Source organism: Bradyrhizobium sp. CCBAU 25360, assembly GCF_028128695.1.
GTDB lineage: Bacteria > Pseudomonadota > Alphaproteobacteria > Rhizobiales > Xanthobacteraceae > Bradyrhizobium > Bradyrhizobium ottawaense.
Genome location: NZ_LBJA01000037.1, coordinates 1 through 16514, shown reverse-complemented (window position 1 = coordinate 16514; position 16514 = coordinate 1). Strand labels below are relative to the sequence as shown.

The following is a 16514-nucleotide window of genomic DNA, read 5'->3' as shown; positions in this document are numbered from 1 at the left end:
TCCAGACTGCTTCTGCGGATACATCTCTGGATTGCTTCGCTTCGCTCGCAATGACGACGGCAGTCACGCCGCGCCGTCGCGCAGCGGCGGATGGTAGGACAGCGCGGTGTCCCAGGGGAAGAAGATCCAGGTGTCCTGCGAGACCTCCGTGATGAAGGTGTCAACCAGCGGGCGGCCCTTCGGCTTGGCGTAGACGGTGGCGAAATGCGCGTCGGGCAGCATCTCGCGCACCAGCTTGCCGGTCTTGCCGGTGTCGACGAGATCGTCGACGATCAACAGCCCCTTGCCAGTGCCACCACCAAGCTTCATGGCCTGTTCCGAAATACCCTTGAGAACCTGGAGGTCCCCCTGCTTGTCGTGGTCGTAGCTGGCGACGCAGACCGTATCGATGATGCGCACGCCGAGCTCGCGCGCCACGATCGCGGCCGGCACCAGGCCGCCGCGGGTGATCGCGATCACGGCGTGGAACGGGCCGACCTCGTTGAGCCGCCAGGTCAGCGCCCGACAGTCGCGGTGGAACTGGTCCCACGAGACCGGGAAGGCCCTGCCCGCCCGCTCCTGCGCACTCAGTTCCGGTGCTTCACCTGCCATTGTCGTCTCCTGCTTCGCCTGCCGGCAAATTCCCTGCTAACGAGTGATGTTCAATCCTGCCAGCATTTCCTTCACCGCGCTCATGGCTGCCGCGAGCTTGTCAGCATCGCGCGAGCGCACCACGAGGTTCGTATTCGGCTTCTGCTCTTCGTCCATGAAGGGGTAGCTGCCGATGATGGTGTCGGGATGGGCGGCGGCGATCGCGCGCAAGGGGCTGCCGATGTCGCCTTCCCGCGCATTGGCGCGGACCGATTCGGAGAGCATGCGCACGCCCGATTTCAGCTTGGGCGAGACGATGTCCATCATCGCCTGCATGATCGAGGGCACGCCGGCCATCACGATGACATTGCCGATCTTGAAGCCGGGCGCGAGGATGGTCGCGCTCTGGATCAGCTCGGCACCGTCGGGGATGCGGGCCATGCGCAACCGGGCCTCGTTGAGATCCTGCTCGCTCCAGCGCTCCTTGAAACGGGCGACCACCTCCGGATGGTGGTCGATGCCGACTCCGAACGCCTTGGCGACGCTGTCGGCGGTGATGTCGTCATGGGTCGGCCCGATGCCACCGGTGGTGAAGACGTAGGTGTAGCGATGCCGCAGTGCATCCAAGGCAGCGATGATATCGGACTCGTCATCGGAGACGACCCGGACCTCCTTCAGGTCGATGCCGATATTGGTCAGGTATTCGGCGATGAAGCCGATATTCTTGTCCTTGGTCCGGCCGGACAGGATTTCGTCCCCAATGACCAGAATGCCCGCCGTGACGATCTCGCTCATAACTTAAGTCCCTCACCTGTGGCGCCGACTTTGCCGAGGTAACGCGTTGAAGTCACGCGGTTTTGCTGTCGAAATAAGCAGTCCTCAGCCATTTTTTCAGGCAAGCCGCCGGCCATCCCCGACAAATGCTGCCAGTCCATGCTTATCGCGCTGGCCCGGCCCTTGCTACCACATGAAAGTCATGCACTCTTGCCGCATGGTCAGGACGTTGCGGCTTCACCAGGGCCTGGCGACCTGTCCATTGGCGCAACGCCTTGCGGAGAACAGTCGGCATCTATGGCAGTCGCGTTTGATGAAATGAATATTCCGGGCGGGGACCTTCGCCCCGCCTACCAGGAGCTGGCGCGCTGGCTCAAGGAGACGCCTCCCGAGGCGCTTGAATATCGCCGCCAGGAGGCCGAGCTGCTGTTCCGCCGCATCGGCATCACCTTCGCGGTCTATGGAGAGGCCGAATCCACCGAGCGCCTGATCCCCTTCGACGTGATCCCGCGGATCATGTCGGGCAAGGAATGGGCACTGCTGGAGAAGGGCCTGAAGCAGCGCGTGCGCGCGCTCAACATGTTCCTGCGCGACATCTATCATGGCCGCGACATCCTGCGCGCCGAGATCGTGCCCGACGATCTGATCTTCCAGAACCCGGTGTTCCGGCCCGAGATGAACGGCCAGCAGGTGCCGCACGACGTCTATGTGCACATCGCCGGCATCGACATCGTCCGGGTCGATGCCAACGACTTCATCGTGCTGGAGGACAATGCGCGCACGCCGTCCGGCGTGTCCTACATGCTGGAAAACCGCGAGATCATGATGCGGTTGTTTCCGGATCTGTTCGCCCGCCACAAGGTGGCGCCGGTCGAGCGCTATCCGGACGAGCTGCTCTCGGCGCTCCGCTCCGTCGCGCCGCTCAGCGCCTCGGGCGAGCCGACGGTCGCCCTGCTCACCCCCGGCGTCTACAACTCGGCCTATTACGAGCACTCCTTCCTCGCCGACAAGCTCGGCATCGAGCTGGTCGAGGGCCGCGATCTCATCGTCAAGAACAACGAAGTGTTCATGCGGACGACCGAGGGCGTGAAGCGGGTCGACGTGATCTATCGCCGCGTCGACGACGACTTCCTCGATCCCCTCACCTTCCGTCCCGATTCCGCGCTCGGCGTGCCCGGGCTGATGTCGGCCTATGCGGCCGGCAACATCACGCTCGCCAACGCCGTCGGCACCGGGATTGCCGACGACAAGGCGATCTACTCCTACATGCCGGACATCGTGAAATTCTATCTCGGCGAGGAGCCGATCCTGAAGAACGTGCCGACCTGGCGCTGCCGCGAGCCGAAGGACCTCGCCTATGTGCTGGATCATTTGAGCGAGCTCGTCGTCAAGGAGGTGCACGGCTCCGGCGGCTACGGCATGCTGATCGGGCCCGCCGCGACGAAGGCGACGATCGAAGCGTTCCGCGAGAAGCTCAAGCGCGAGCCCGAAGGTTTCATCGCGCAGCCGACGCTGGCGCTCTCGACCTGCCCGACTTGCACCGCAAGCGGCCTCGCCCCGCGCCACGTCGATTTGCGCCCCTTCGTGCTCACCGGCAGCAAGAGCACGACCATCGTGCCGGGCGGCCTGACACGCGTCGCGCTGAAGGAAGGCTCCCTGGTGGTGAATTCGAGCCAGGGCGGCGGCACCAAAGACACCTGGATCCTGGACGAGTAGTCAGATGCTGTCGCGTACCGCCGAAAACCTCTACTGGCTCGCCCGCTACGTCGAACGGGCCGAGTATCTCGCGCGCACCATCGATGCGACGCTGCGCGTCACCGCGCTTCCCGCCGCCTATATCGGCAAGACCAATGAATGGGACTCGGCGCTGCTCACCGCCGGCGTCGCTGCCAGCTTCTATCAGACCTACGAGGAAGCCAACGAGCACAACGTCGTCGACTACCTCTCGTTCTCCGTGGACAACCCATCCTCGATCAGGAACTGCATCGAGGCGGCGCGGCTGAACTCGCGCTCGGTCCGCACCGCGCTGACCAGCGAGATGTGGGACACCATCAACTCGGCCTGGATCGAGCTTCAGGCGGTCTGGAGCAAGGGCACCTCGACGCGCGAGGACCTCGCAAAATTCCTGCGCTTCGTGCAGGAGACCTCGCTGCGCTTCGACGGCTCGGCGTACCGGACCATGCTGCGCAACGACGCCTACTGGTTTTCGCGGATGGGCGTGCATCTGGAGCGCGCCGACAACACCGCGCGCATTCTCGACGTGAAGTATCACGTGCTGCTGCCCGAGGAGGAGCATGTCGGCGGCCCGCTCGATTTCTATCAGTGGAGCTCGATCCTGCGCTCGGTCTCGGCGCTGACGGCCTATCACTGGGTCTATCGCGAGACGCTGAAGCCGTGGCTGATCGCGGACCTGCTCATCCTCAACGACACGCTGCCGCGCTCGCTGGCCAGCTGCTACGGCAATCTCGTGCGCAACCTCGACCAGATCGGTGTCGCCTATGGCCGCCAGGGCCCGGCCCAGCGCCACGCCCGCGGCATCCGCAACCGGCTGGAACACAGCAATATGAACGACATTTTCCAGCATGGCGTGCATGAATTCATTCAGGAATTCATCACCGACAATTCCAGGCTGGGCGAAATCATCACGAAGCAGTATTTGATCTGATGTCACCCGGCTGACGACATGGGATACCGTCATGGCCGGGCTTGTCCCGGCCATCCACGTTCTTGCTTTCGCGCGACGAGGAAGAAAGTGGATCCCCGGGACAAGCCCGGGCACGACGAGCTTCTTTGCGGCGACAGTCGGGCCTAACCACTAACGACACGGTCCACCATGCGCCTGCGAATCCTGCACACCACGACCTATCGCTACGAGCCGGCGGCCACCAGCGTGATCCAGATCCTGCGCATGACGCCCGGCAGCCATGACGGGCAGTATGTGGCGGAATGGCAGATCGACGTCTCCACCGACACCAAGCTCGACACCCACGAGGACGCCTTCGGCAACGTCACCCATGTGCTGTCCTGCGGGCCTGTCGGCGACATCAAGATCACCGCAGAAGGCCTGATCGAGACCCACGACACCGGCGGCGTGCTGCGCGGGACCGACGAGCGTTTTCCGGCCGGCATGTTCTTGCGCGCCACCGATCTCACCTCGGTCAATCCGGCGATGATGGCGGTTGCGCGCCAGTTGCGCAGCGAGGCCGAGAGCGACACGCTCGGCTTCCTGCATACGCTGATGACCGAGATCGGCGATCACATGACCTTCGACGAGGACCCGACCAACAGCGGAACCTCGGCGGCGGAGGCGTTCACGCTCAAGCGCGGGGTCTGCCAGGACTACGCGCACATCTTCATTGCCTGCGCCCGCACCGGCGGCGTACCGGCGCGCTTCGTCTCCGGCCACTTCCTGCGCTCGGACGGCACGGTGCATCAGGACGCCGGCCATGCCTGGGCTGAAGCCTACGTTCCCGATCTCGGCTGGGTCGGATTCGATCCCGCCAACAGCATCTGCGCCACCGACGCCCATGTCCGCGTCGCGATCGGCCTCGACTATCTCGGCGCAGCCCCGGTGCGTGGCACCCGCTATGGCGGCGGCGCTGAGACGCTGGCCGTGGCCGTGAAGGTCGAGCAGGCCGGCCGCGGCGGGCCGTCGCAATCGCAATCCCAACGGCAGAGCTAGGCGCAGCCGTCCGAAGCATGGGTCGTGCTACACTCGCGGGGATCGAAGCTGCCCCCCGCGAGGTACCAATGGCCACTGTAAAGCTGCTTTCGGACGATGAACTCTCCACCGAAGCGCGCGCCGTCTTCGACGATATCCGCAAGGTGCGGAAGTCGGACTTCGTCAACAATTTCTGGCGCGCGTTGGCGCATGATCCGAAGACGCTGCGCAGGACGTGGGAGAGCATCAAGGAGGTGATGGCTCCCGGCGCACTCGATCCCAAGGTCAAGGAAATGCTTTATGTCGCGGTTTCCATCGCGCATGGCTGCAGCTACTGCATCCATTCGCACACCGCCGCTGCACGGGCCAAGGGCATGACGGAGGCCGAATATGCCGAGATGCTCGCCATCGTCGGCATGGCCGCGGAGACCAACCGGCTGGTCACGGCACTCGGCGTGCCGGTTGACGAGGCGTTTCTCGTGGATGCGGCGGATTGAGTGACAGAGCTAGCTGCCGCTCCCCGGAATGACGACCTTCCCATGGGAATCGGGGGTTGGACCGGCCTCCGAAATTGGCTAGTAATTCCGCGCAAACGCGTTCGGGGACTGGAAATGACCTATTGTTGCGGAATCCTGGTTCGGGACGGTCTGGTGATGATCGCCGACACCCGCACCAATGCCGGCCTCGACAACGTCTCGACCTTCCGCAAGCTGCACATCTTCTCGAAGCCCGGCGAGCGCATCATGGCGATCGCCAGCGCCGGCAACCTCGCCATCAGCCAGTCGGTGCTGTCCACGCTGACCGAAGGCCTGGAGGACCCCAACACGGGTGAGGTCGAGACGCTGATGAACGCGCCGACCATGTTCCAGGCCGCCCAGCGCATCGGCCGGGCGATCCGCGCCGTGCACGCCACCGAAGGTCCCGCGCTGAGATCCGAGGACGTCTCGTTCGACGTCTCGTTCCTGTTCGGCGGCCAGATCAAGGGCTCGCGCATGCGCCTGTTCATGATCTACACCGCCGGCAATTTCATCGAGTGCACCACCGATACGCCGTACTTGCAGATCGGCGAGCACAAATACGGCAAGCCCGTGCTCGACCGCGCCATGCATTACGACGTCGAGCTGTACGAGGCGCTGAAGACCGGCCTGATCTCGATGGATTCGACCATGCGCTCCAATCTCGGCGTCGGCCTGCCGATCGACGTGCTGGTGGTGCGCGCCGATGCCTGCGAGGCCGATCTCAACCATCGCATCGAGGCGGGCGAGCCCTATTTCCACGATCTGCGCTCGCGCTGGTCGGCGGCGCTGCGCGCGGCGCACCAGAACATTCCGCGGCCGCCCTACAAGAACGAAAAAGAACCCAAAACCTGACAGCATGAGAAAAGGCAGGAAACAATGAGCGAAGCAAAGAAGATCGCAGTGGTGACGGGCGCCGGCACCGGTGTCGGGCGCGCCGCGTCGCTGGCATTGATGAACACCGGCTTCACCGTGGTGCTGGTCGGCCGCCGGCTCGACATGCTCGAGGAGACGGCAAAGCTCGGCCCCGCCGGCAAAAGCCTGTGCGTCACCGCCGACATGACCAAGCCTGATTCGATCGCGGCACTGTTCGACAAGGTGAAGGCGACCTACGGCCGCCTCGACGTGCTCTTCAACAATGCCGGCATGGGCGCCCCCGCCGTCAACTTCGAGGATCTCGGCCTCGAGCAGTGGCAGGCGGTGGTGAACACCAACCTCACCGGGCCGTTCCTGTGTACCCAGCACGCCTTCCGCATCATGAAGGACCAGACCCCGCGCGGCGGCCGCATCATCAACAACGGCTCGATCTCGGCGCATGCGCCGCGGCCGTTCTCGGCGGCCTACACCTCGACCAAGCACGCCATCACCGGCCTGACCAAGGCCAGCAATCTCGACGGCCGCATGTACGACATCGCCGTCGGCCAGGTCGACATCGGCAACGCCGCGACCCCGATGACCGATCGCATGGTCAACGGCCCCGGCGTGCTGCAGCCTGACGGCACCACCAAGCACGAGCCGCGCATGGATGCGAAAGCGGTCGGCGATGCCGTGGCCTACATGGCCGGCCTGCCGCTCGATGCGAACGTGCTGACCATGACGGTCATGGCGACCAAGATGCCGTTCGTTGGACGGGGCTAAAGCTAAAATTGCGAAAACAACCCCATGCACAGTAGGGATCTCTTTGATTCCTCTGTGCTTTGTCCGAGACTTTCGGGGGGCATCCAGTCCCGTGCCCCGGACGCTGCGCGGCATGCAATGACGCGCTGCTGAGCCGGGGCCAATGCCTCCGCGATCTCGTGCTTGGCCTCCTGGGTCCCGGCTCAGCGGCGCGTCACTTCGTGCCGCACCGCGTCCGGGACACGAGACATTCCCCTACTCCAAGCTCTCCACCTGCCGCAGGCTCGGAAACAGCTTCATCCACAAAAGCGCCACCGCAACGGTGGCAACGCCGCCGAGCACGGCGGCCGGCATGGCGCCGAGCAGTGCGGCGGCCACTCCGCTTTCGAACTGGCCGAGCTGGTTCGAGGCGTTGATAAAGAGGAAGTTCACCGCGCCGACCCGGCCGCGCATCTCGTCGGGTGTGGACAGCTGCACCAGCGAGAAGCGGATCACGACGCTGATCGTGTCGGCAGCACCGAGCACGGCGAGCGCGAGCACCGACAGCCACATCCAGGAGGACAGCGCGAATACGATGGTGGCGAGGCCGAACACGATCACGGCCTGGAACATGCGCAGGCCCACGTGCCTCGAGATGGCGTGACGTGCCAGCACCATGGTCATCAGGAGCGCACCGACCGCCGGCGCGGCACGGAGCACGCCGAGCCCGACCGGACCGGTCTGCAGGATGTCGCGGGCATAGATCGGCAGCAGCGCGGTGACGCCGCCGAACAGCACCGCGAACAGGTCCAGCGAGATGGTGCCAAGGATCGCCGGATTGCTGCGAATGAAGCGAACGCCGGCAAAGATGTTGTCCGAGTCCATCCCCTGCTTCGCGATCGCCTGCGGACGCGGCCGGATGAAGCCGGTCAGGATCATGCCGAAGATCCAGAACAGCACCATCATGGCATAGGCAAGATGCGGGGCGACCGCATAGGCGAAGCCGCCGAGCGCCGGGCCGGTGATGGTCGCGACCTGCGCCGCCCCGCTGGAGACTGCGGTGGCACGCTGAAGCGAGCCCTGCGGCGCGATCAGCGGCAGCAGCGCCGCCGTGGTCGGGCTCTCGAACGCGCCGGCAATGCCGAGCACGAAGGTCGCGATGAAGATCTGGACTTCGCCGACCGCGCCGAGATAGGTGATGATTGCGAGATAGAGCGCGGTCGCCGCTTCAACGAGCTGGCAGAGCTGGACCACCCGCTTGCGCTCATAGCGGTCGGCGGCGTGGCCGGCGACGAACACCAGGAGCGCGGTGGGCAGGAACTGCACGAGGCCGACCATGCCGAGGTCGAAGGCCGAGCCGGTGAGATCGTAGATCTGCCAGCCGATCGCGACCGCCGCGATCTGGCTGGAAAAGCGCGACAGGCTGCGCGAGAGCAGGAAGAACAGGAACGCGCGATGGGCGAGGAGCGCGCGGGCGCTGACCGGCGGATGTCCGGAATTTAGCTGCTCTGGCATCGCCTTTTGGGTCACCCTCGGACCGCTCTCCCCCTCACTGTCGAAGGCCCCCGCGTGGCCGAGGTGGCCCCGCTTGTCAACAGTGGGCCGCTTCTGGCGGCTGCCGGCATTGCCTTTGCAGCGCCGGCCCGGCCATAATCATTGAGGGTTTGGGGACATCATGCTGCGTTTGCAATCGGCACTCGGCATTTTCGCATTGCTGTTGATCGCCTTCGCATTGGCGGAGAATCGGCGCGCCGTGTCGCTGCGGCAGGCGGCGATCGGCCTCGTCGCCACGTTCGTCACCGCGATCGTGCTCCTGAAGCTGCCGGTCGTCGCGCACGCCTTCGGCGCCATCAACGATGCGGTCGGCGCGATCTCCGCGGCCTCGCGCGCCGGCTCCGCCTTCGTGTTCGGCTATGTCGGCGGCGGCGCCCTGCCCTTCGACCTCAAGGTGCCTGGCGCCGATTTCATCCTGGCGTTCCAGGCGCTGCCGATCGTGCTGGTCATGAGCGTGCTGACGACGCTGCTGTTCTATTGGCGCGTGCTGCCGCCGATCGTGCGCGGCATGGCCTGGCTGCTGGAGCGGACGCTCGGCGTCGGCGGCGCGGTGGGCCTCTCGACCGCCGCCAATATCTTTCTCGGCATGGTCGAGGCGCCGCTGTTCGTGCGGCCGTATCTGAAGCAGATGACCCGCAGCGAATTGTTCCTGGTGATGACCGGCGGCATGGCCGGCATCGCCGGCACCGTGCTGGTGCTCTATGCGACGCTCCTTGCTCCTCTCATTCCCGACGCGGCCGCGCACTTCGTCATCGCCTCCGTGCTGGGCGCGCCGGCCGCGATCCTCGTCAGCCTGATCATGGTGCCTGAAACCTCCAACACGCGTACCGGCGGCACGCTCGAAGATCCGGAGATGGAAGTCTCCAGCACGATGGATGCGATCGTGAAAGGCACCAGCGCGGGGATCGAGCTGCTGATCAATATCGTCGCCATGCTGCTGGTGCTGGTGGCGCTGGTCTATCTCGTCAACGCCATGCTCGGCCTGCTGCCGAATGTTGGCGGCGCCGCGATCTCGTTGCAGCGCCTGCTCGGTCTCGTGATGGCGCCGGTGTGCTGGCTGATGGGGCTGCCATGGGATCAGGCGGTGACGGCCGGCAGCCTGATGGGCACCAAGACCGTGCTCAACGAATTGATCGCCTATGTCGACTTTGCGAAGCTGCCGGGCGATGCGCTCGACCCGCGCTCGCGACTGATCATGCTCTACGCGATGTGCGGCTTCGCCAATTTCGCCAGCCTCGGCATCATGATCGGCGGCTTGGGCGTGATGGCGCCGGAGCGGCGCGAGGAGATCAACGCGCTGGGATTGAAGTCGATCGTATCAGGAACGCTGACGACGTGCTTGATGGGGGCGGTGGTGGGGGTCATCACGTGACCCGTGGTGATGCCGTAGCCTGGTCAACTGCACAATTTCGACTTCTGCAAGATGCGGCGCACCTCGGCCAGCTTGGCACGGCAGGGCTCGACCGCCATGGCCTTCGCCTCGCTCGTTCGTCCCTGCGCCCACAGCAACACCGCCATCAAGCCCTGCGCCCCGGAGCGCACCGGCCCACCCGCCACATCTGAAGCGGCGAGCGACAGGGCGGTTCGCGCTTCCGTCTCGGCGGCACTGAGGTTGGCTTGTTCCAGGAAGAAGACCGCACGGAACACGTGGGCCCGCGCGTCTTTTGGGTAGCGGGTGACGAGATCGAACGACCGGCTGACCATCTCGTCAGCCTTCGTCGGCACTTCCGACGTGCGGATATAGTGCACGGCATCGGCCATGTAGGACGAATAATGAACGGCGGCGAAGCCGGCGCAAATCAGAGATCCGAGGGATGCTGCAAGCAACGTCATGCCGGCGCTCCGCGGCAGGCTGTCATAGGACCAGAAGGCGAGCCACGGCGTGATCGCAAGCGCGGCACCGGCCACCGCACCGCCTGCATGGGCATAATAGTTGACATTGCCCGAGGCGCCGAAGGCCAGCGGCAGCAGTGCGGGAACACCGAAGAAGAGCGACGTCTTCAGTCTCGATATGGTTTGATCGGCGTCCGCTTCGGGCTCGAAGCTCGCGACGAACAGCGCGGCGATGAGCCCGGTGATGGCGCCGGACGCGCCCACGCCCACCGTGCCGGGGCCATTGCCCAGCAGAGAGCCGACCTCGCCCGCCACTGCACTGGCGACGAAGATCAGCGCAAACCAGCCACGGCCGATCAGAGACTCCAGCCTGACGCCGACGATGAACAACCCAATGCAGTTGCTGACGAGGTGCCACCCGCTGCCGTGCAGCAGCGGCGCAAGGCCAATCCTCCACCACTCTCCTCGTCCGACAACGAGATCGTAGCCCGACGCGCCCTGGGCGATCAGCGAGCGGACGTCGAGGTCACCATCCCGCGCAACGTCGATGGCCAGACTGCGTTGCAGAGCGAAGATCAAAAGCAGACCGAAAATCAGGCCAATGGTGAGGAAAGGGATATCGGCCAGAAGCCTGTTATCGCCAAAAAGCGTCCCTTCGCTGGGCAAGGGCCGAGCGGGGTCGCGCACGATCTCCCGCACGGTCGGCGCGGCGACGGGTTGAAACGACGCTCTTGACGGCGGCGCCGTAACGCCGCGTCGGCCAAAAGTGTTGGTCGCCATGAAAGCACTCCCGCGTTTTCACATCCTTGAGTTGCCGCGAGAGGTATTTTCGATTGGTTAGCGCCCGCCCTGCAGGTCAGCTGAAACCATCCGACTGGTAATTGCCCGGTTTCCCAGATCGCGTGCTTTTTAGCGATCGTGACGGGAACGCTGACGACGTGCTTGATGGCGGTGTGGGGGCTGGAGTCGCGACGGTCCTGCAGCCCGGATGGAATGCAGCGCAATCCGGGCTACGTACCCATCACAGCAATGACGTAGGAGAGAGATCGGCCTACGCCTTCAATTCCACCGTCCTGAACTCCGCCGGCAGGATCACCTCCAGCAGTTCGACGTCATCCGAATAATCCAGGATCATGTGCTTGATCTTCGGCGGCTGGGTCCAGGCGCTGCCTTCTTTCATCAACGTCTCGCCCTGCCCGTCCATATAAGTCTTCACCCAGCCCTTGAGCACGTAGACCATCTGGAAGTCGACGTCGTGAAAATGCAGCTTTGACACCTCAGCCGGATCGCAAGGACCTTGCAGCCGGATCACGTGCGCTTGCGCGAGGCCATGGCTAGCGTCGGCGATGCCGAGGTCGCGGTATTTCGCGTAAGCGCGCAGGCCATCGGCCTTGAAGTCTTCCTTGCGGTGATGGCTGATCGCGATGCGCTGCCTGGGACGTGCGGGCTTCTTCGGTACGGCAGTGCGAGCCTTTGCCTTCACCGCCTTGCGTGCCGAGGATCGCGCCGCCGCTTTGGCGCCGCTCCGCTTCTTCACTGCGGTCTTCGTTGCGGGTCTTGATGCCTTTTGCTTGACCATTGTCTGCCTCCCTGATCTGAGCGCGCCCGCCGGACGGGTACAACCCGAGCACAGATTATCCAGTCTTGGATGAGGCGGCAATTGCCGGGCGCAAGGCTAGCGGCTCGATGACCCGATCGGTCGTAGCTTGTCCCAAGCTGTCGTGGCGAACGGCCGTCGTCTCGTATTCGTCCTCCCGCTGAATTAATCTCGAAGAGAGATTCTGGGGGATTGAAGCCATGGGCAACAGCGTAGGTCAGCGTGCATTTCAAAATGCCCGGCTTCAGAAACGGCAAAAGGCCGAAGTGCTGCCGTTGCTCGGGCATGCGCTCCAGCTACACAAGATCGGGCTTCTCGCCGAGGCCCAGGCTGCCTATCGGCAACTCCTGCAGCTCGCGCCCAACCAATTCATGGCGCTGCACATGCTCGGTGCTTTGGAGTCCGACGCCAAGAATTTTCAGCAAGCCGAAATCCTGCTGAGCCGGGCGGTCGCCGTGGATCCGCAATCTGCCGATGCTCATATGAGGCTGGGCGTCGCGCTCAACGGGCTGCGGCGTCACGACGAGGCCTGCGCGAGCTATCGAAAGGCCCTCGCCTTGCGGCCCAACCACGCCGCAACCCTCTCCAATCTCGGTAACGCGAGCGTGGCCCTCGATCTTCACGAGGAGGCGCTTCACAGCTACGACAAGGCGATCGCACTCGACGCAAGCCTTGCCGAAGCCCACAACGGCCGGGGTTGGGCGCTGTGCCGTCAACGCAATTATGACGAGGCCGTCGCAAGCTTGAACCGCGCGCTGTCGATCAAGCCCGACTATGCCGCGGCGCTGGCGAACCGTGCCACGGCTTTACGGGAACTTCAGCGATTTGACGAAGCGCTGGCAGACGGCAATCAGGCAATTGCGCTGGCACCCGACGACGCGAATGGGTGGCTCGCGCGGGCCAGTGTCCTGCTCCAGATCCAGCAAATTGCCCACGCATCCCACGACTGCCAGCAGGCGCTGGCGATCGATCCCGATTCCATTCAAGCTCACCTGGTGCTGGGTCTTTGCCTCGCCGGACTTGGCCGGGTCGACGAAGCCCTCGCCAGTTTCGACAGAGCCCTCGACATCCAGCCTGACCTGCAGAGCGCGATCTCCAACAAGATATTCACGCTCGATTTTGCGGGGGACGCCACCGTTGAACGGCATCAGCAGGCGCGTCAGGTGTGGTGGGAGCGTGTCGGCGCGAAAATCGCTTCAGGCGCGGCGGGCCCGCATGACAACAACCGCGATCCGGACCGCCGTCTGGTGCTCGGCTATGTCTCGTCGGATTTCAACGCGCATTCGGCTGCGTTGATTTTCAAGCCGGTGCTCCAACACCATGACCGGGCACAGTTCGAGGTCGTGTGCTACGCTTGTTCGTCGAAAGTGGATGCGACGACCGGTGAATTTCAGGGGATCGCCGATCGCTGGCGCGACGCCTCGCAATGGACCGAAGATCGCCTCACCGCCGAGATCCGCGCCGACGGCATCGACATCCTGATCGATCTGTCCGGCCATACCAGAGGCAACCGCCTCGGCGTGTTTGCGCGCAAGCCTGCACCGATCCAGGTGCACGGCTGGGGTCACGGCACTGGCACCGGGCTGCCGACGATCGATTATCTGTTCTCGGACCCGGTCGCGATTCCCTTCGAGGTTCGGCATCTGTTTGCGGAGACCGTTGTCGACCTGCCGTGCTTCGTGACGCTGGCCTCGCTGCCGACCGAGATTCCGCGGGCACCTACGCCGGCGATCTCGAACGGCTTCGTCACCTTCGGCGTCTTCAACCGCATCAGCAAGATTTCGGACGAGGCGGCGCAAGTCTGGTCCAGGATTCTCGAGCGGGTGCCGGGCTCGCGACTGCTGATCAAGGATGTTGCGCTGGACGACCAGCTGGTCCGCGAAAATTTGCTGGCGCGGTTCGAGGCTTGCGGATTGCCGGCCGAACGCGTCGATCTGCTCGGCGCCACCTTGCGAAGCGAACATCTGGCATCGTTCAATCGCGTCGATATCTGCCTCGACCCGTTCCCGCAGAACGGCGGCGTCAGCACGTGGGAAGCCTTGCAGATGGGCGTGCCGGTGGTGGCGAAGCTCGGCAACAGCCTGCCCAGCCGTGCTGCCGGCTCCATCCTCACCGCTCTCGGCTTGCCGGACTGGGTCACGGACAGCCATGAGGCGTATATCGAAATCGCAACGAGCCGAGGTTCTGAGATCAGCGAGCTCGACAGGTTGCGCCGCGAGCTGCCCGACAAGATCCGGGCCGCAGCCGCCAGCAACCCCGTCTCATACGGGCGAGCGGTCGACGAGGCCTATCGCGCGATGTGGAGACGCTATTGCAGCGAGGGCGCCTGATCGCCCCTCAGGCGATCCCGGGAATAGTGCGTTCGTCCGACGAGCTGCAAGGGAGATATCGGTAGGGTTGGCAAAACGACTGGTCCGCCATAGCTCGAAGAGCGACGGCGGAAGCGTGCCTACCTTCCGCGCGCGATCATGGAGAGATGGTGGGCACGGCGCTTAAGCGCCTTGGCCCACCCTACGAGACCGATATTCGTCTCAATGCAGCCGGAACACGCCATCCACGGCGCGCAGCTCGGCCGGCTTGATCAGCTTGGAGTGCGCGACGGTGACCGAATGGAGGGGACCGTCCAGCTTTTCCTGCCAGAAGGCCAGGAAATCCTTCAGCGCCGGGAATTTCGGAAACATGTCGTAGTTCTGCCAGACGTAGGTCTGGAGCAGCGAGGGATGATCCGGCATCCGGTAGAGGATTTGTGCCGTCGTCAGCCCGTAACCTAAAAGCTGTTTCCGAAAGTCCTCGGAAACGCCCCCACTCCGCACGCCCATGCCAACCTCCTTTGCAGGAGCGCATTCAAGGGGCGGCCTGGTCGGTGTGCGCCTTACGAGCCACCCGGTACTGATGCGCTCACATGAGAGAAATGTGACGCAAACTGACAACCCATCTCAAGCCCAAAAGTTTAACAAGCTGTTGAAATTCAATGCGTTAGCAGCAGATGGATCACCGTGCTAATACGGCTCGGCCTCGGTTAACGATGGAAAAGAGATTCTGGCAGTCCGCGCTTCCGGGTGCTGATTTTTCTGCTAGAAGCCCTTGCTCCCGCAAAATTCCTGTCCTATTTCAGCCTCGCCTGTGCTAGCACTCGCGGGCACAGATTGCTAACAGACGAAAATCATCAACTCGTGCAAATGCTTAGGAGAGCTGCATGAAATTCCGTCCGCTTCACGACCGCGTCGTGGTCAAGCGCATCGACGCAGAAGAGAAGACCGCCGGCGGCATCATCATCCCCGACACTGCCAAGGAAAAGCCCTCCCAGGGCGAAGTCGTCGCCGTCGGCCCCGGTGGCCGCGACGAAGCCGGCAAGCTGATCCCGATCGACCTCAAGGTCGGCGACCGCGTGCTGTTCGGCAAGTGGTCCGGCACTGAAGTCAAGATCGACGGCGTCGATCTCTTGATCATGAAGGAAAGCGACATCATGGGCGTCCTCGACGTCCCCGCTTCCAAGAAGAAGGCGGCCTAAGAGCCCCTCTCTCCCTCCAGTCAACCTCAAGGAAAATTCCAGATGGCAGCCAAAGAAGTCAAATTCTCGGTTGAAGCGCGCGACAAGATGCTGCGCGGCGTCGACATCCTCGCCAACGCGGTAAAGGTCACGCTCGGTCCGAAGGGCCGCAACGTCGTGCTCGACAAGTCGTTCGGCGCTCCCCGCATCACCAAGGACGGCGTCACCGTCGCCAAGGAGATCGAGCTCGAGGACAAGTTCGAGAACATGGGCGCCCAGATGGTGCGCGAAGTCGCCTCCAAGTCCGCTGACGCGGCCGGCGACGGCACCACCACCGCCACCGTGCTGGCCCAGGCGATCGTGCGCGAAGGCGCCAAGTCGGTTGCCGCCGGCATGAACCCGATGGACCTCAAGCGCGGTATCGACCTCGCGGTCGAGGCCGTCGTTGCAGACCTCCAGAAGAACTCCAAGAAGGTCACCTCGAACGACGAGATCGCCCAGGTCGGCACCATCTCGGCCAACGGCGACCAGGAGATCGGCAAGTTCCTCTCCGACGCCATGAAGAAGGTCGGCAACGAGGGTGTCATCACCGTCGAGGAAGCCAAGTCGCTCGAGACCGAGCTCGACGTCGTCGAGGGCATGCAGTTCGACCGCGGCTACATCTCGCCCTACTTCGTCACCAACGCCGACAAGATGCGCGTTGAGATGGACGACGCCTACATCCTCATCAACGAGAAGAAGCTCTCCTCGCTGAACGAGCTGCTGCCGCTGCTCGAGGCCGTGGTGCAGACCGGCAAGCCGCTGGTCATCGTCGCCGAGGACGTCGAAGGCGAAGCCCTCGCGACCCTGGTCGTGAACCGCCTGCGCGGCGGCCTGAAGGTCGCGGCCGTCAAGGCTCCGGGCTTCGGCGATCGCCGCAAGGCC

At 64.0% G+C, this 16514-nt stretch carries 16 protein-coding genes; 10 read left to right on the top strand and 6 right to left on the bottom strand.

Features of this window, described 5'->3' with window-relative positions:
- Positions 1–63: 63 nt before the first annotated feature.
- Positions 64–591 (bottom strand): xanthine phosphoribosyltransferase, encoded by a 528-nt coding sequence (gene gpt, locus XH81_RS14275; RefSeq protein WP_028141188.1) that lies wholly within the window; start codon positions 589–591, stop codon positions 64–66.
- 36 nt (positions 592–627) lie between these two features.
- Positions 628–1365 (bottom strand): competence/damage-inducible protein A, encoded by a 738-nt coding sequence (locus XH81_RS14270; protein WP_038949938.1) that lies wholly within the window; start codon positions 1363–1365, stop codon positions 628–630.
- A gap of 276 nt (positions 1366–1641) precedes the next feature.
- Between XH81_RS14270 and XH81_RS14265 the strand changes: the two genes are divergently transcribed.
- From XH81_RS14265 to XH81_RS14240, 6 genes are all read left to right on the top strand, one after another.
- Positions 1642–3060 carry a circularly permuted type 2 ATP-grasp protein gene (locus XH81_RS14265; protein WP_038949939.1) on the top strand — a complete coding sequence of 473 codons (1419 nt, stop codon included), beginning with the start codon at positions 1642–1644 and terminating at the stop codon, positions 3058–3060.
- 4 nt (positions 3061–3064) lie between these two features.
- Positions 3065–4009 (top strand): alpha-E domain-containing protein, encoded by a 945-nt coding sequence (locus XH81_RS14260; RefSeq protein ID WP_028141191.1) that lies wholly within the window; start codon positions 3065–3067, stop codon positions 4007–4009.
- Positions 4010–4177: 168 nt separating this feature from the next.
- Positions 4178–5026: a transglutaminase family protein gene (locus XH81_RS14255; RefSeq protein WP_038949940.1), complete on the top strand. Its 849-nt coding sequence runs from the start codon at positions 4178–4180 to the stop codon at positions 5024–5026.
- Positions 5027–5094: 68 nt separating this feature from the next.
- Positions 5095–5502, top strand: coding sequence for a carboxymuconolactone decarboxylase family protein (locus XH81_RS14250; protein ID WP_028141193.1), 408 nt, complete (start codon positions 5095–5097; stop codon positions 5500–5502).
- 114 nt (positions 5503–5616) lie between these two features.
- Entirely contained in the window at positions 5617–6375 is a 759-nt protein-coding gene (locus XH81_RS14245; RefSeq protein WP_028141194.1) for a proteasome-type protease, read from the top strand.
- A gap of 24 nt (positions 6376–6399) precedes the next feature.
- Complete coding sequence (locus XH81_RS14240) at positions 6400–7158, top strand: SDR family oxidoreductase (RefSeq protein ID WP_028141195.1); 759 nt, start codon at positions 6400–6402, stop codon at positions 7156–7158.
- A 234-nt stretch (positions 7159–7392) separates the two neighbouring features.
- On the opposite strand, the gene XH81_RS14235 is transcribed toward XH81_RS14240, so the two are convergent.
- On the bottom strand, positions 7393–8631 hold the full coding sequence (locus tag XH81_RS14235; protein ID WP_271593537.1) for an MFS transporter: 1239 nt from the start codon (positions 8629–8631) through the stop codon (positions 7393–7395).
- A 160-nt stretch (positions 8632–8791) separates the two neighbouring features.
- Between XH81_RS14235 and XH81_RS14230 the strand changes: the two genes are divergently transcribed.
- Positions 8792–10042 (top strand): NupC/NupG family nucleoside CNT transporter, encoded by a 1251-nt coding sequence (locus tag XH81_RS14230; RefSeq protein WP_038949944.1) that lies wholly within the window; start codon positions 8792–8794, stop codon positions 10040–10042.
- A gap of 23 nt (positions 10043–10065) precedes the next feature.
- Here XH81_RS14230 and XH81_RS14225 read toward each other — a convergent pair whose 3' ends face one another.
- Together XH81_RS14225 and XH81_RS14220 are read right to left on the bottom strand one after the other, a co-directional pair.
- Positions 10066–11283, bottom strand: coding sequence for a rhomboid family intramembrane serine protease (locus tag XH81_RS14225; protein WP_271596260.1), 1218 nt, complete (start codon positions 11281–11283; stop codon positions 10066–10068).
- Between the two features lie 271 nt (positions 11284–11554).
- Positions 11555–12082, bottom strand: a complete 528-nt coding sequence (locus tag XH81_RS14220; RefSeq protein WP_271596259.1) for a cupin domain-containing protein — start codon at positions 12080–12082, stop codon at positions 11555–11557.
- Positions 12083–12300: 218 nt separating this feature from the next.
- Here XH81_RS14220 and XH81_RS14215 point away from each other — a divergent pair, with 218 nt between their 5' ends.
- Entirely contained in the window at positions 12301–14430 is a 2130-nt protein-coding gene (locus XH81_RS14215) for an O-linked N-acetylglucosamine transferase, SPINDLY family protein (protein ID WP_152102737.1), read from the top strand.
- 201 nt (positions 14431–14631) lie between these two features.
- On the opposite strand, the gene XH81_RS14210 is transcribed toward XH81_RS14215, so the two are convergent.
- Complete coding sequence (locus XH81_RS14210) at positions 14632–14919, bottom strand: usg protein (protein ID WP_028141201.1); 288 nt, start codon at positions 14917–14919, stop codon at positions 14632–14634.
- A 377-nt stretch (positions 14920–15296) separates the two neighbouring features.
- On the opposite strand from XH81_RS14210, the gene XH81_RS14205 reads away from it, so the two are divergent.
- On the top strand, positions 15297–15611 hold the full coding sequence (locus XH81_RS14205; RefSeq protein WP_014494241.1) for a co-chaperone GroES: 315 nt from the start codon (positions 15297–15299) through the stop codon (positions 15609–15611).
- A gap of 42 nt (positions 15612–15653) precedes the next feature.
- On the top strand, positions 15654–16514 hold an 861-nt coding region (gene groEL, locus XH81_RS14200; RefSeq protein ID WP_271596258.1), incomplete at its 3' end, for a chaperonin GroEL.